We start from the raw sequence: 12501 nt of genomic DNA on the forward strand, positions 1-12501 counted from the left end.
TTTTCGAAAACATTAAATTACTCGTCTTCATCATCTTCGTCAGAGTAAAGCGCATCTTCGCCTTCGTAGTACGTACCCCAGCCATCGTAGATGATGTCGTATTTTTCAGCTAGGTGAACCAGCTTTTCAACTTGTGCGTCAATCGCCTCTGCATTTAGAGCCGATTCCATTGTCGCGTCACAACACAGCAGTTTGTTGCCGTCTTCGTCTTCTGTTTCTTCTGCTTCTAGAACTTCGAAGCCCATTTTGAACGCTTCAACAACCGCTTTTTCTAGCGTATCGAAATCTTCAGCAAAAAGGTGGTGCTCAATTTCGTATAGCGAATCTGGATCGCTGCCATCTTCTAGCAATGCTGCAATGATATCGCGAGTCTCTTCCTTTTGAATCTCAATTAATTCTTCTACTGATAGATATTCATCTTCGTGAGACATGTTTTTGGCTCCAGATTAGTTACTTGATGGAAACACTATACCCGATACTGAGTATGCTGATCCGGTGAAATATGGCATGGATTGCGATGAAAAGCCACAAACAAACGCCAAACCGCGATGATTCTTCCTGCCCAAATATTAAAACCCATCACAAAGAAACAAAAAGTTAACAAAAAACGGTATTTTTTAATATTCAGAAGATCCTAATTGAGCTCATTGTAGGATATTTGATGGTTTGTTGAGTGATTATGACGCCTGAGTGAATACAGCCACGCTACCAATTTGGAAGGATAACGAATAAAGAAAACTGAAAAACTGCATATTTTAGAATAGAAATGCACGTTTTATGCACTAAGCATGTAATCTTTCCTGCAAAATACAAAAAGAATAAAAACGCATTCATTTAAAAACCAGCAAAATGGAATTAAAAACCAAAAATCAAATACAAAAATGCCAACTAAAATAAAAACCACTAAAAATACAACCAATCACAACATTTAAACGAAGTTAACGAATTTGCATCTTTGCCGTAAGATTGTCATAACTAATGGCTGGAAAATTTGTAAGGATGCAAAATGAGTAAGCTGTACGTTGGATCAGAAGTTGGTCAACTTAGACGAGTACTTTTAAACCGCCCAGAGCGCGCCCTCACCCACCTCACGCCATCAAACTGTCATGAGCTATTGTTTGATGACGTACTTGCTGTAGAAGCCGCGGGTGAAGAGCATGATGCTTTTGCTCGAACCTTGAGAGAGCAAGATGTTGAAGTACTTCTGCTCCACGATTTACTGGTGGAAACCCTAGCCGTTCCAGAGGCAAAGCAGTGGCTGTTGAACACGCAGATTTCTGACTTCCGCTACGGGCCAACCTTCGCTCGCGATTTACGCCAATATCTTTTGGAAATGGACGACGAACACCTCGCGACTATTTTGCTTGGCGGCTTAGCCTATTCTGAGTTACCTATTCAATCTTCTTCGATGCTACCGAAGATGAAGCGCCCACTGGATTTCGTGATCGAACCACTACCAAACCATCTATTTACCCGCGACACCTCATGCTGGGTATATGGCGGTGTATCACTCAACCCAATGATGATGCCTGCGCGCCAGCGCGAAACAAACCATTTACGCGCTATCTATCGCTGGCACCCGATCTTTGCAGGCCAAGATTTCATTAAATATTTTGGTGATGATGATCTGCATTACGACAACGCAAACGTTGAAGGCGGAGACGTACTGGTGATCGGTAAAGGTGCGGTATTGATTGGCATGTCTGAGCGAACCACGCCACAAGGGGTAGAAAACTTAGCGGCAAGCCTGTTTAAAGCAGGGCAAGCGAGCGAAGTGATCGCCATTGACCTGCCTAAGCACCGCTCTTGTATGCACTTAGATACGGTCATGACACATATGGATGTGGATACTTTCTCAGTCTACCCAGAAATCATGCGCAAGGATCTGGATACATGGCGTCTGACCCCGAAAGGCACAGACGGTGAAATGCATGTCGAAGCGTCACACAACTACCTACACGCGATTGAATCCGCTCTTGGTCTTGATCAGCTTAAAATCATCACCACAGGCGGTGACAGCTACGAAGCAGAGCGCGAGCAATGGAATGACGCGAACAACGTGCTGACTGTAAAACCAGGCGTTGTGATTGGTTACGAGCGCAACGTCTACACCAACGAGAAGTACGACAAAGCTGGCATCCAAGTGTTGACCGTTCCTGGTAACGAATTGGGCCGTGGTCGTGGTGGTGCTCGCTGTATGAGCTGTCCAATAGAACGAGACGATATATAGCCGATTCACCTTTTACATTAAGTGAATAAAAACTAAGGTTGATGTGAATGCATCAACCTTTTTTAGTTTTATTTTAAAATAATTATTCACAAATAAAGCATTTATATGTTTTAATGCAATGACTCAATTCAATCACACGTACTAAGGGACGAGCTATGGCTTTCAATTTACGTAACCGCAACTTTTTGAAGCTATTGGATTTCTCAACCAAAGAAATCCAGTTCTTGCTCGAACTGTCTGCAGAGCTAAAAAAAGCAAAATATGCAGGAACAGAGCAGAAGACACTTCAAGGTAAAAACATTGCACTCATCTTTGAGAAATCTTCTACTCGAACCCGATGTGCGTTTGAAGTCGCCGCCTTCGATCAAGGCGCACAAGTCACCTATATCGGTCCTTCAGGATCTCAAATCGGCCATAAAGAATCGATGAAAGATACCGCACGCGTCTTAGGTCGCATGTATGACGGCATCGAATACCGCGGCTTTGGTCAATCCATTGTGGAAGAGCTTGGCGCTCATGCGGGCGTGCCGGTTTGGAACGGATTAACTGACGAGTTCCACCCAACGCAAATCCTCGCAGATTTCCTTACCATGCAAGAACATGGTCGTGGCAAACAGCTCCACGAAATGACCTTCGCGTACCTTGGCGACGCTCGCAACAACATGGGTAACTCATTGATGGTTGGCGCAGCGAAAATGGGCATGGACATTCGCCTAGTGGCACCAAAAGCGTTCTGGCCAGAAGAACATCTTGTCGCGACTTGCCAAGACATTGCTAAACAAACCGGCGCGAAAATAACCTTGACGGAAAACGTCGAAGAAGGCGTGAAAGGCTGTGATTTCCTCTACACTGATGTGTGGGTTTCAATGGGTGAAGCAGCAGAAGCATGGGATGAACGTGTCGCGCTTATGACGCCTTATCAAATCAATATGGATGTCATCAAGCAGACGGGTAATCCACACGTGAAATTTATGCATTGTCTACCTGCGTTCCATAATGATGAAACCACTGTCGGTAAAGAAATCGCAGAGAAATACGGCATGAAAGGCCTAGAAGTCACCGAAGATGTGTTTGAGTCAGAGTACTCTATCGTCTTTGATGAAGCAGAAAACCGCATGCACACAATCAAAGCCATTATGGTTGCAACGCTAGGAAGTTAGTGTTTTTTTGGAAAGCAAAAAGCATGATGTAATCGCTTGCGCTCGCAAAAGTTAGGCGTATAATGCTCGGCAATTTGTCTGAGGATTAAGAAATGACCAAGCTGATTGCTGACGTAAAAACGCGATTTGCTCTAACTAAGCGACTACGCTTACGTGGTGTTATTTTCGTTAATTCTATCGATTTTTAAACCTCCCCATTTGGGGAGGTTTTTTTATGTCCAAAATTCCTCAGCGGTCAATTTTGGAGATAGTCATCACTGTTATAGGGAAGAAGATCATGGCGAACTCGCTTTACCAGAAGCACATCATCTCTATTCCAGAGCTTTCTCGTGAAGAGCTGGAACTTATCGTCGAAACTGCAGGTAATCTGAAAAAGGAACCTCGACCAGAACTGATTAAAAACAAAGTCGTTGCGAGCTGTTTCTTTGAGCCATCAACGCGTACTCGCTTGTCGTTTGAGACCGCGATTCAACGCATTGGTGGTGATGTCATTGGTTTTGATAACGATGGTAATACGTCTCTGGCGAAGAAAGGGGAAACGCTTTCTGATTCTGTACAAGTTATCTCTTCATACGTCGATGCATTTGTGATGCGCCACCCTCAAGAAGGTGCAGCGCGCCTTGCTTCCGAGTTTTCGAATGGCGTTCCAGTGATTAACGCGGGCGACGGTGCTAACCAACACCCAACACAAACTCTGCTTGACCTCTACACCATCGCGGAAACGCAAGGTCGCTTAGACAACCTAAACGTGGCATTTGTCGGCGATTTAAAATACGGCCGCACCGTTCACTCACTGACTCAAGCACTGGCGAAGTTCAATAACATCCGCTTCAACTTTGTCGCTCCAGACGCATTGGCGATGCCAGAGTACATCTGCGAAGAACTCGATGAAGCTGGCATTGAATACAGCCTACACACAGAGATGGAAGCGGTAATTCCTGAGCTCGATATTCTTTACATGACTCGCGTTCAAAAAGAGCGTTTCGACGAGTCTGAATATGCGCACATCAAGTCAGCTTACATTCTGACGGCGGCTCTATTGGAAGGCGCGCGTGAAAATCTAAAAGTACTGCACCCGCTACCTCGTGTTGATGAAATCACGACAGACGTAGATAAAACCCCACACGCGTACTACTTCCAGCAGGCACAAAATGGCGTGTACGCTCGCCAAGCGCTGTTGGCTTTGGTTCTAAACGAAACACTGTAATCGAGGAGATAAAAACATGGCTAAAGAAACTCAATTGCAGGTAGAAGCAATCAAAAACGGCACCGTCATCGACCACATTCCAGCACAAATTGGTATCAAAGTGCTGAAATTGTTCGATATGCACAATTCTTCTCAACGTGTAACGATTGGTCTGAACTTGCCATCTTCAGCTCTGGGTCACAAAGACTTGCTGAAGATTGAGAACGTGTTCATCAATGAAGAACAAGCAAGCAAACTGGCGCTGTACGCACCGCACGCAACAGTAAACCAAATCGAAAACTACGAAGTCGTGAAAAAACTGGCTCTAGAGTTGCCAGAGAAAATCAACAACGTGTTTGAGTGTCCAAACTCAAACTGTATATCTCACAACGAGCCAGTAGAAAGCAGTTTTAAAGTTTTCGAGAAGAAAGAAGAGATTCGTTTGAAGTGCAAATACTGTGAGAAAGTATTCTCACGTGAGATTGTGACTGAGCGATAATCTCGCCAACGTCCCGAACTCTCATACACATTAAATACCCTGTCTCGGCAGGGTATTTTGCTCTTTACCTGCTGCAGGTTTAAAGGCAAACTGATTACCTTCAAGCATATTAATAAGGCTTGGGTATACTCTTTCTTCCCCTAAAACAGATGGAAAAATCAAATGACGAAAGTACTTCACACTGAGTCTGCACCAGCAGCAATCGGTCCTTACGTTCAAGGCGTAGATCTAGGCAACATGGTTCTAACTTCTGGTCAAATTCCAGTAAACCCAGCGACAGGTGAAGTGTCTGCTGACATCGCAGAACAAGCTCGTCAATCTCTAGACAACGTAAAAGCGGTTGTTGAAGCATCTGGTCTTAAAGTGTCAGACATCGTAAAAATGACGGTTTTCGTTAAAGATCTAAATGACTTCGGTACAGTAAACGAAGTGTACGGCAAATTCTTTGATGAGCACGAAGTAGCAAACTACCCAGCTCGCTCTTGTGTTGAAGTTGCACGTCTACCAAAAGATGTGGGTATCGAAATTGAAGCAATCGCGGTTCGCAAATAATTGCGATATCAGATTGAATGAATAAAAAATGGGTAGCCTTAGCTACCCATTTTTGTGCTCGGTGTTTAACCCGTTCAAGCGGCGTTACGCTGTTTTACTTCTTCATCCAGCGCTTCTAGCTTTTCCTTCATCTGCTCGCGGCATACATTTGCGAGTTCACGAATGCCATCTTTACCGTAACCTTCAGTGCTCACCGGTGGCAACATTTCAACAATCACATGACCATTGTTCCAGCGGTTAAGTTTAATGTGGTCAGTGGAGCTGCATACGATTGGAATAATTGGCACTTCAGCGCCGATTGCCGCATGGAACGCACCCGTTTTAAACGGCAGCAAACCACGGCCACGTGAGCGTGTACCTTCTGGGAACATCCAAACCGACACATCACTTTCTTTCATGCTGTTAACCACTTGGTCGATGGTACCTTTGGCTTTTGAACGGTTTGCACGGTCAATCAGAATATTGCCCGTCAACCAGTAAAGCTGACCAAACAGTGGCATCCACGCTAGGCTTTTCTTACCGACGGTCACCACTTTTGGTGTCACTGCCGCAGACACAGTAAACATGTCCCAGTTGTTTTGGTGGTTAGCGATGTAAACGTGCTGACCACGAGAGTACGCATCTTCAGGAATACGTAATTCTAGCTTTACCCCAAATACGCGAGACATCTTGGCAAACAAGCGGCCAAATGTGAAAACGTGTTTAGGATTTCGAGGGCTTAATAGGCAGTAACCACAACCACCAATAAACATCACAATTGCGAAAATTGCGACAGCAAATACACGTAACAGTGCAATCATTCTTGTTCTCCAGGAACCGGCTTTTGCCAGATACAGCTATTAATATCGCTTTTTACATAGTCAGAAACTATGACAGAAAGCGCGATATAAAAAAGCCGAAACCTGAGTTTCGGCTCTCTTCATATCCAAGTCACCTGCTGTGCAGTTTAACTTGACTAGCTCACTCGCTCAATATTTGCGCCGAGTGCAGCCAGTTTATTTTCAATTTTGTCATAACCGCGATCGATGTGATAAATACGATCTACGATGGTTTCGCCTTTCGCGATACAACCAGCAATCACCAAACTTGCCGAAGCACGTAAATCCGTTGCCATCACTTGTGCACCACTTAGAGATTCAACGTCACCACAAATAACCGTATTACCTTCAATCTCCGCTTTCGCACCCATACGCATCAGCTCAGGCACGTGCATAAAGCGGTTTTCAAAGATAGTTTCAGTGATCACGCCGCCGCCTTTCGCCATCATGTTCAATAGCGTAAATTGCGCTTGCATATCTGTCGGGAAACCAGGGTGAGGCGCAGTACGGATACTTACTGCTTTTAACTCGCGGTCTGTCATATCAACAGAGATCCAGTCTTCGCCTGTCTCCACCAATGCGCCCGCTTCTTCTAGCTTCGCTAGAACCGCTTCAAGCAAGTGACCGTTGGTATTACGACAAACCACTTTACCGCCAGATACCGCTGCAGCTACTAGGAATGTCCCAGTTTCAATACGGTCTGCTACGACACTGTGCTTGCCGCCACCTAAGCGCTCAACACCTTCGATAGTGATGGTGTCTGTACCCGCGCCAGAGATTTTCGCGCCAAGTTTATTTAGGAAATCCGCCGTATCGACGATTTCAGGTTCGCGCGCTGCGTTGTCTAACGTTGTGGTACCTTCAGCCAGAGCTGCTGCACACATGATGGTAATGGTCGCGCCAACGCTCACTTTGTCCATCACGATGTGCGCGCCTTTCAGACGCCCATCAACTTCAGCTTTCACGTAACCATCTTCAAGTGTGATGGTTGCGCCTAGTTGTTCCAGGCCAGTAATGTGCAAGTCAACTGGACGTGCGCCGATAGCACAACCACCAGGTAGAGAAACTTGACCTTGACCAAAACGAGCCACAAGTGGGCCTAACGCCCAGATAGAAGCACGCATGGTTTTAACTAAATCATAAGGAGCGCAATATTCATTGATGCTGCTTGGATCGACGTGAACAGAACCGTTACGGCTTACTTTAGCGCCAAGGCGTTTTAGTAGCTCCATGGTTGTGTCGATATCGCGAAGATGTGGTACGTTTGCCACTTCTACAGGCTCTTCAGCCAAGATAGACGCAAATAAAATAGGCAGTGCTGCGTTTTTTGCACCAGAAATGGTCACTTCACCAACTAGTGGTTTATCTGACCCAATAACTCGAAACTTTTCCATCAATAAACCTTAAAGCGACATCAGTTTCTTATCACGAGCCCACTCTTCCGGTGTGAACGCTTTGATCGATAATGCGTGAATGTCGTTACGCTGGATGTATTCCATCAGAGGACCATAAATCAATTGCTGCTTCTTAACGCGGCTCATTCCCTCGAAACAAGCATCAACAGCAACCACTTCATAGTGGCTACCTTCACCTTTTACATGCACTTCTTGAAGGTTTAGTGCTTCTTCTAATAACTGTTGTACTTTTGCGCTGTCCACAATTTACCCCTGATAATTCTTTATGTGTTTGGCCACTAAAGATTCAACGTTGCTAAGTTGAAACAAAGTGCGCAGTTGCGCCGGCACGAAACTGAGCATTATATGACAGTTTTGCTTTTTTGCATGCTCTAATAAGTGGATTAACATCACCATTCCTGCAGAGTCGACTCGTTCGATCTCTTCTAGTGAGCATTCCAGTTCTTTTTGCGACGGTTTCCACTGCTGGGCAAAGGCCCACAATGACGGCACTGAGTCTCTATCCAGCGCCCCCGTTAGTGTTAACGTATCTTGTTGCAACTGCCACTGTGCGTGAGACTGAGCCATTACTTTTTCGCCTCAAAGCGAATTGGCTCCGCTGCAAGTTTTTCAAGGTCTTGCGCTACCGCAAGAATACCGTCTTGGCGAATTTTGGTGTTCCACTCAGATTGCTTGCTTGAAAGCAAACTAATGCCTTCTGCAACCATGTCGAACGCTTCCCATTCGTCAGTTTTGTTGTCTTTACGCAGTTTAAATTCTAGTTTGATGTTTGGACGAGGTGCATCAATGATCTCAACTTTGATGCTGGCAATACGCTTAGAGTCGTCTAATTTCGGCTCTGGACCAAACTCAATTTGTTGATCGCTGTATTGCGTCAAGACTTGTGCGTAAGACGCAATCAAGTAAGCACGGAACGCATCGACAAACTCTAGCACGTCTTCACGTTTTGCCCCTTTCAAGTTAGGGCCAAGCAGTTTCAGTGCTGCGTAACGGTCGTTGACGTAAGGCATCAGCTCTTGCTCAACAATCACCTTTAATAGATTAGGATCTTGTTTGATTTTTGGCTGTTCTGCTTTTAGTCGAGCAAATGTCACTTCAGCCACTTGCTTCATCATTTGATATGGCTGAGTTTTATCCACTTCTGCCGCGCCAACACCAAAAGCGGTAAGCACCACTGAAAATGAAAGTAATAGTCTAGCTAACATAGTTATTCCTTACTTGAACCGTCTGAACCACCAACGCTGTATAGTACCTGACCAATTAAGTCTTCAAGCACTAACGCAGATTTAGTGTCTTCGATGGTATCTCCGTCTACCAGCATAGCTTCGTCATCAAAAACAAACCCTGGTACTAAACCAATGTACTGCTCACCGATCAACCCTGACGTCAGAATTTGTACGCTGGATGTTTCTGGAAATTGATTGTACTGGCTGTTAATTGACAAGCTGACCACTGGCAATAAGTTATCTGGATTCAGAGTAATGTTACTTACACGACCGATAACCACGCCTCCAACTTTCACCGGAGAGCGTACTTTCAAGCTGCCAATATTATCGAACTCGGCTTTGAGGGTGTAAGTATCACCAGAGCCAATGCTTTTTACGTCAGCAACTTGAAAAATCATCACAAGAATCGCGCAAATTCCCGCTAATACAAAGCTGCCAACCCATAATTCTGTTTTACGTGTTTGTTGCATGATTAATTCCCAAACATCAATGCGGTCAGTACAAAGTCTAGTCCCAGTACTGCTAAAGAAGAATGCACAACAGTGCGCGTAGTTGCTCGGCTGATCCCTTCCGAGGTAGGAATCGCATCGTAGCCATTAAATAGAGCAATCCAAGTTACCGTAATGGCAAACACAAAGCATTTGATCATGCTGTTGCCGATATCTTGTCCCAACTCAACAGAAGATTGCATGGCTGCCCAAAAGCTGCCGTGATCCACACCTTTCCAATCCACACCGACGAGCTGTGCCCCCCAGATGCCAACAGCCATGAAGATCATCGCAAGTAGTGGCATTGAGATAGCCCCAGCCCAAAAACGTGGTGCAATCACTCGTTTCAGTGGGTCAACTGCCATCATTTCTAAGCTTGAAAGCTGCTCAGTAGCTTTCATCAAACCAATTTCTGCCGTCAGCGCAGAGCCTGCACGTCCAGCGAAAAGAAGCGCAGTAACCACCGGCCCAAGTTCACGCAGTAGTGACAACGCGACCATCTGACCAAGACTGCCTTCCGCGCCGTAATCCACCAGCACTACATAGCCTTGCAAGCTAAGAACCATGCCGATGAACAAACCAGATACGACGATGATAGCCAGTGATTGCACGCCAACGGAATACAACTGTTTGATGAGTAGAGGAAAACTTTTAGAGGGTTGAGGCTTAGAGAAGATAGCGCCAACAAGCATCAAGGTTGCACGGCCAAAAGCTTCACAGATGGCGAGCGTGCGTCTTCCTAATGAAGCGACAAATTGAATAAAGCTAGCGACCATCAAATAGATCCTTTTCGATACTTTGCGCAGGAAAACGAAACGGCACAGGGCCATCTGCATCACCTTGTAAGAACTGCTGCACTCGCGGGTCTGGGTTTTGACTCAACTCCTCTGGCGTGCCAAACGCGATGATCTTGCCATCAGCTAGTAGGTAAACCCAATCAGCAATACTCATGACCTCCGGTACATCGTGTGATACCACAATAGACGTAAGACCTAGAGCTTGGTTTAAGTCTTTGATCAACTCAACCAAAACCCCCATGGTAATTGGGTCTTGTCCCACAAATGGTTCATCGAACATGATTAAATCAGGGTCAAGTGCGATAGCACGAGCCAATGCGGCGCGCCTCGCCATACCTCCCGAAAGCTCACTTGGCATTAATTGCGCAGCTCCGCGCAGACCAACCGCTTCGAGCTTAAGCAGCACCATAGTACGAATCAAATCTTCTGAAAGATTGGTGTGTTCACGCAGTGGAAAGGCCACATTGTCAAACACATTCAAATCCGTGAACAGAGCTCCGGATTGAAACAGCATGCTCATTTTCTTACGAGCGTTGTAGAGTTTTTTGCGAGAAAGAGTCGGAATGTTGTCACCATCAAACCAAATCTCTCCTTGTTCGGGATACAACTGACCGCCAATTAAACGGAGCAGTGTCGTTTTACCAATTCCCGATGGTCCCATAATCGCCGTCACTTTACCTTCAGGAACATGCAGATCAATACCATCAAAGATCGTGCGATTTCCTCGTGAAAAAGTGAGGTTGTTCACGGTGACTAAATCGTTGTTCGACATATCATCTCTTCTACTGTCAGAGCATTAACGCTCGCAGAGTTGTCAAGTCAATCCACTTCCGAATAGCGCTAAGGGTTCCCTTATCGCCACTTCGGTACATTTATTAGGCTGCAATCATAAGCACATTGGCTTGGAATTTAAAGCACTGTTCGATTAAATAAAGCCGACCAAATTCAAGCTATTCTCCATAAATTATGGCCTGATTGTCACCAAGTGTTTAAATCCTAGACCAGAATCATCACTTTATTTGCAATGATTGAATGAGTGACAATTACATACATTTTCGTTACTAACCTTTAATTTATTCGTTGTTTATCTTCCATTTTAAGCTGCAAAAGGTCAAAATTAGCGGTTACTCATTTCACTCATTTAATACTTAGGAATTCTCATGCTCGAAGCCGTAGCGTTGCTTATCGTCGGTCTTGTTTTACTTGTTTGGAGCGCAGATAAACTTGTTTTTGGTTCTGCAGCAATAGCCCGCAACGTCGGTATTTCACCTTTAGTGATCGGTATGACCATTCTTGCAATGGGCTCATCAGCACCAGAAATGATGGTGTCAGCAACAGCCGCTTGGGACGGTAAAACCGATACCGCTGTCGGTAACGTTTTGGGCTCAAACATTGCTAACATTGCCCTAATCCTAGGTATTACTGCGCTGATCAAACCTCTTTCTATTAGCTCTGCAGTTATCCGTCGCGAATTACCATTAATGATCGCAGTAACCGTACTAGCCGGGATTTTACTGTGGAACAGCCACCTTGGTTTTTATGAAGGTGTCTTACTATTTGTTCTGTTTGGTGCTTTTTTATTTGCTATGTTGCAAATTAGCCGCAAAGAACAAAAATCTGGCGATGCGTTTCTTGAAGATCAAGAATCAGAAATCCCACAAGGCGTTAGCAACCCTAAGGCCATCATGTGGGTGGTTATCGGTTTAATATTGCTTCCTTTGGCAGCAAGCCTGCTGGTCGACAATGCGGTTATTATTGCTAAGCATTTCGGCATGAGCGACCTAGTGATCGGTCTGACAATTATTGCCATCGGTACGAGTCTTCCTGAGCTTGCAGCATCACTTGCTGGTGTATTGAAAGGCGAAGACGACATGGCAGTTGGTAACATCATCGGCTCGAACGTTTTCAATATTTTGGCGGTAATGGGCCTTCCTGGCATCATTAACCCATCCACACTAAGTGAATACGCAATGGGACGTGACTTCTGGGTCATGCTTGGCGTGTCACTGTTGTTAGTAGCAATGTGTTTAGGTAAATCACGCAGCATCAACCGCCTCGAAGGGGCGATTCTGTTTACGTGTTTCTTGGGTTACCAAGTGTACCTATTTGCCAACATGGCCGCTTAATCCC

General features: G+C 45.2%; 16 protein-coding genes. 7 read left to right on the plus strand and 9 right to left on the minus strand.

Features of this window, described 5'->3' with window-relative positions; all coding sequences use genetic code 11:
* Positions 1–17 precede the first annotated feature (17 nt).
* Positions 18–431, minus strand: a complete 414-nt coding sequence (gene rraB / locus BIW15_RS07570; protein WP_005455099.1) for a ribonuclease E inhibitor RraB — start codon at positions 429–431, stop codon at positions 18–20.
* Between the two features lie 575 nt (positions 432–1006).
* Here rraB and arcA point away from each other — a divergent pair.
* The 6 genes from arcA to BIW15_RS07605 all read left to right on the plus strand — a co-directional run bounded on the left by arcA (position 1007) and on the right by BIW15_RS07605 (position 5627).
* On the plus strand, positions 1007–2230 hold the full coding sequence (gene arcA, locus BIW15_RS07580; protein ID WP_005455102.1) for an arginine deiminase: 1224 nt from the start codon (positions 1007–1009) through the stop codon (positions 2228–2230).
* Positions 2231–2385: 155 nt separating this feature from the next.
* Positions 2386–3390 carry an ornithine carbamoyltransferase gene (locus BIW15_RS07585; RefSeq protein ID WP_005497313.1) on the plus strand — a complete coding sequence of 335 codons (1005 nt, stop codon included), beginning with the start codon at positions 2386–2388 and terminating at the stop codon, positions 3388–3390.
* Between the two features lie 92 nt (positions 3391–3482).
* Positions 3483–3578: a hypothetical protein gene (locus BIW15_RS07590; protein WP_005497312.1), complete on the plus strand. Its 96-nt coding sequence runs from the start codon at positions 3483–3485 to the stop codon at positions 3576–3578.
* 89 nt (positions 3579–3667) lie between these two features.
* Entirely contained in the window at positions 3668–4597 is a 930-nt protein-coding gene (pyrB, locus tag BIW15_RS07595; protein WP_077280759.1) for an aspartate carbamoyltransferase, read from the plus strand.
* A gap of 16 nt (positions 4598–4613) precedes the next feature.
* Positions 4614–5075 carry an aspartate carbamoyltransferase regulatory subunit gene (gene pyrI / locus BIW15_RS07600; protein ID WP_005455107.1) on the plus strand — a complete coding sequence of 154 codons (462 nt, stop codon included), beginning with the start codon at positions 4614–4616 and terminating at the stop codon, positions 5073–5075.
* A 162-nt stretch (positions 5076–5237) separates the two neighbouring features.
* The gene (locus BIW15_RS07605; RefSeq protein WP_005455108.1) at positions 5238–5627 is read left to right on the plus strand and encodes a RidA family protein; all 390 of its coding nucleotides are present in this window, start codon (positions 5238–5240) and stop codon (positions 5625–5627) included.
* 74 nt (positions 5628–5701) lie between these two features.
* Here BIW15_RS07605 and BIW15_RS07610 read toward each other — a convergent pair whose 3' ends face one another.
* From BIW15_RS07610 to mlaF, 8 genes are all read right to left on the minus strand, one after another.
* On the minus strand, positions 5702–6427 hold the full coding sequence (locus tag BIW15_RS07610; RefSeq protein WP_005455109.1) for a 1-acylglycerol-3-phosphate O-acyltransferase: 726 nt from the start codon (positions 6425–6427) through the stop codon (positions 5702–5704).
* A gap of 155 nt (positions 6428–6582) precedes the next feature.
* On the minus strand, positions 6583–7839 hold the full coding sequence (gene murA / locus BIW15_RS07615; RefSeq protein ID WP_005455110.1) for a UDP-N-acetylglucosamine 1-carboxyvinyltransferase: 1257 nt from the start codon (positions 7837–7839) through the stop codon (positions 6583–6585).
* Between the two features lie 9 nt (positions 7840–7848).
* Entirely contained in the window at positions 7849–8103 is a 255-nt protein-coding gene (gene ibaG, locus BIW15_RS07620; protein WP_005484869.1) for a BolA family iron metabolism protein IbaG, read from the minus strand.
* 3 nt (positions 8104–8106) lie between these two features.
* Positions 8107–8427 (minus strand): lipid asymmetry maintenance protein MlaB, encoded by a 321-nt coding sequence (locus BIW15_RS07625; RefSeq protein ID WP_005455113.1) that lies wholly within the window; start codon positions 8425–8427, stop codon positions 8107–8109.
* On the minus strand, positions 8427–9065 hold the full coding sequence (locus BIW15_RS07630; protein WP_077280760.1) for a phospholipid-binding protein MlaC: 639 nt from the start codon (positions 9063–9065) through the stop codon (positions 8427–8429). Before BIW15_RS07630 ends, BIW15_RS07625 begins: the two co-directional genes overlap by 1 nt.
* A 2-nt stretch (positions 9066–9067) precedes the next feature.
* Positions 9068–9556, minus strand: coding sequence for an outer membrane lipid asymmetry maintenance protein MlaD (mlaD, locus tag BIW15_RS07635; RefSeq protein ID WP_005455116.1), 489 nt, complete (start codon positions 9554–9556; stop codon positions 9068–9070).
* Between the two features lie 2 nt (positions 9557–9558).
* Positions 9559–10350 carry a lipid asymmetry maintenance ABC transporter permease subunit MlaE gene (gene mlaE / locus BIW15_RS07640; RefSeq protein ID WP_005455118.1) on the minus strand — a complete coding sequence of 264 codons (792 nt, stop codon included), beginning with the start codon at positions 10348–10350 and terminating at the stop codon, positions 9559–9561.
* On the minus strand, positions 10340–11143 hold the full coding sequence (mlaF, locus tag BIW15_RS07645; protein ID WP_005455119.1) for a phospholipid ABC transporter ATP-binding protein MlaF: 804 nt from the start codon (positions 11141–11143) through the stop codon (positions 10340–10342). Before mlaF ends, mlaE begins: the two co-directional genes overlap by 11 nt.
* A gap of 388 nt (positions 11144–11531) precedes the next feature.
* On the opposite strand from mlaF, the gene BIW15_RS07650 reads away from it, so the two are divergent.
* Positions 11532–12497, plus strand: coding sequence for a calcium/sodium antiporter (locus tag BIW15_RS07650; RefSeq protein WP_005455122.1), 966 nt, complete (start codon positions 11532–11534; stop codon positions 12495–12497).
* The last annotated feature ends 4 nt before the right edge of the window (positions 12498–12501 follow it).

The sequence above is a fragment of the Vibrio sp. SALL6 genome (assembly GCF_002002385.1).
Lineage (GTDB): Bacteria > Pseudomonadota > Gammaproteobacteria > Enterobacterales > Vibrionaceae > Vibrio > Vibrio parahaemolyticus.

Bases quoted from the DNA above. Each gene is read 5' to 3' on its own strand.
- rraB (WP_005455099.1), bottom strand. From the start codon at position 431: ATGTCTCACGAAGATGAATATCTATCAGTAGAAGAATTAATTGAGATT.
- arcA (WP_005455102.1), top strand. From the start codon at position 1,007: ATGAGTAAGCTGTACGTTGGATCAGAAGTTGGTCAACTTAGACGAGTA.
- BIW15_RS07585 (WP_005497313.1), top strand. From the start codon at position 2,386: ATGGCTTTCAATTTACGTAACCGCAACTTTTTGAAGCTATTGGATTTC.
- BIW15_RS07590 (WP_005497312.1), top strand. From the start codon at position 3,483: ATGACCAAGCTGATTGCTGACGTAAAAACGCGATTTGCTCTAACTAAG.
- pyrB (WP_077280759.1), top strand. From the start codon at position 3,668: ATGGCGAACTCGCTTTACCAGAAGCACATCATCTCTATTCCAGAGCTT.
- pyrI (WP_005455107.1), top strand. From the start codon at position 4,614: ATGGCTAAAGAAACTCAATTGCAGGTAGAAGCAATCAAAAACGGCACC.
- BIW15_RS07605 (WP_005455108.1), top strand. From the start codon at position 5,238: ATGACGAAAGTACTTCACACTGAGTCTGCACCAGCAGCAATCGGTCCT.
- BIW15_RS07610 (WP_005455109.1), bottom strand. From the start codon at position 6,427: ATGATTGCACTGTTACGTGTATTTGCTGTCGCAATTTTCGCAATTGTG.
- murA (WP_005455110.1), bottom strand. From the start codon at position 7,839: ATGGAAAAGTTTCGAGTTATTGGGTCAGATAAACCACTAGTTGGTGAA.
- BIW15_RS07625 (WP_005455113.1), bottom strand. From the start codon at position 8,427: ATGGCTCAGTCTCACGCACAGTGGCAGTTGCAACAAGATACGTTAACA.
- BIW15_RS07630 (WP_077280760.1), bottom strand. From the start codon at position 9,065: ATGTTAGCTAGACTATTACTTTCATTTTCAGTGGTGCTTACCGCTTTT.
- mlaD (WP_005455116.1), bottom strand. From the start codon at position 9,556: ATGCAACAAACACGTAAAACAGAATTATGGGTTGGCAGCTTTGTATTA.
- mlaE (WP_005455118.1), bottom strand. From the start codon at position 10,350: ATGGTCGCTAGCTTTATTCAATTTGTCGCTTCATTAGGAAGACGCACG.
- mlaF (WP_005455119.1), bottom strand. From the start codon at position 11,143: ATGTCGAACAACGATTTAGTCACCGTGAACAACCTCACTTTTTCACGA.
- BIW15_RS07650 (WP_005455122.1), top strand. From the start codon at position 11,532: ATGCTCGAAGCCGTAGCGTTGCTTATCGTCGGTCTTGTTTTACTTGTT.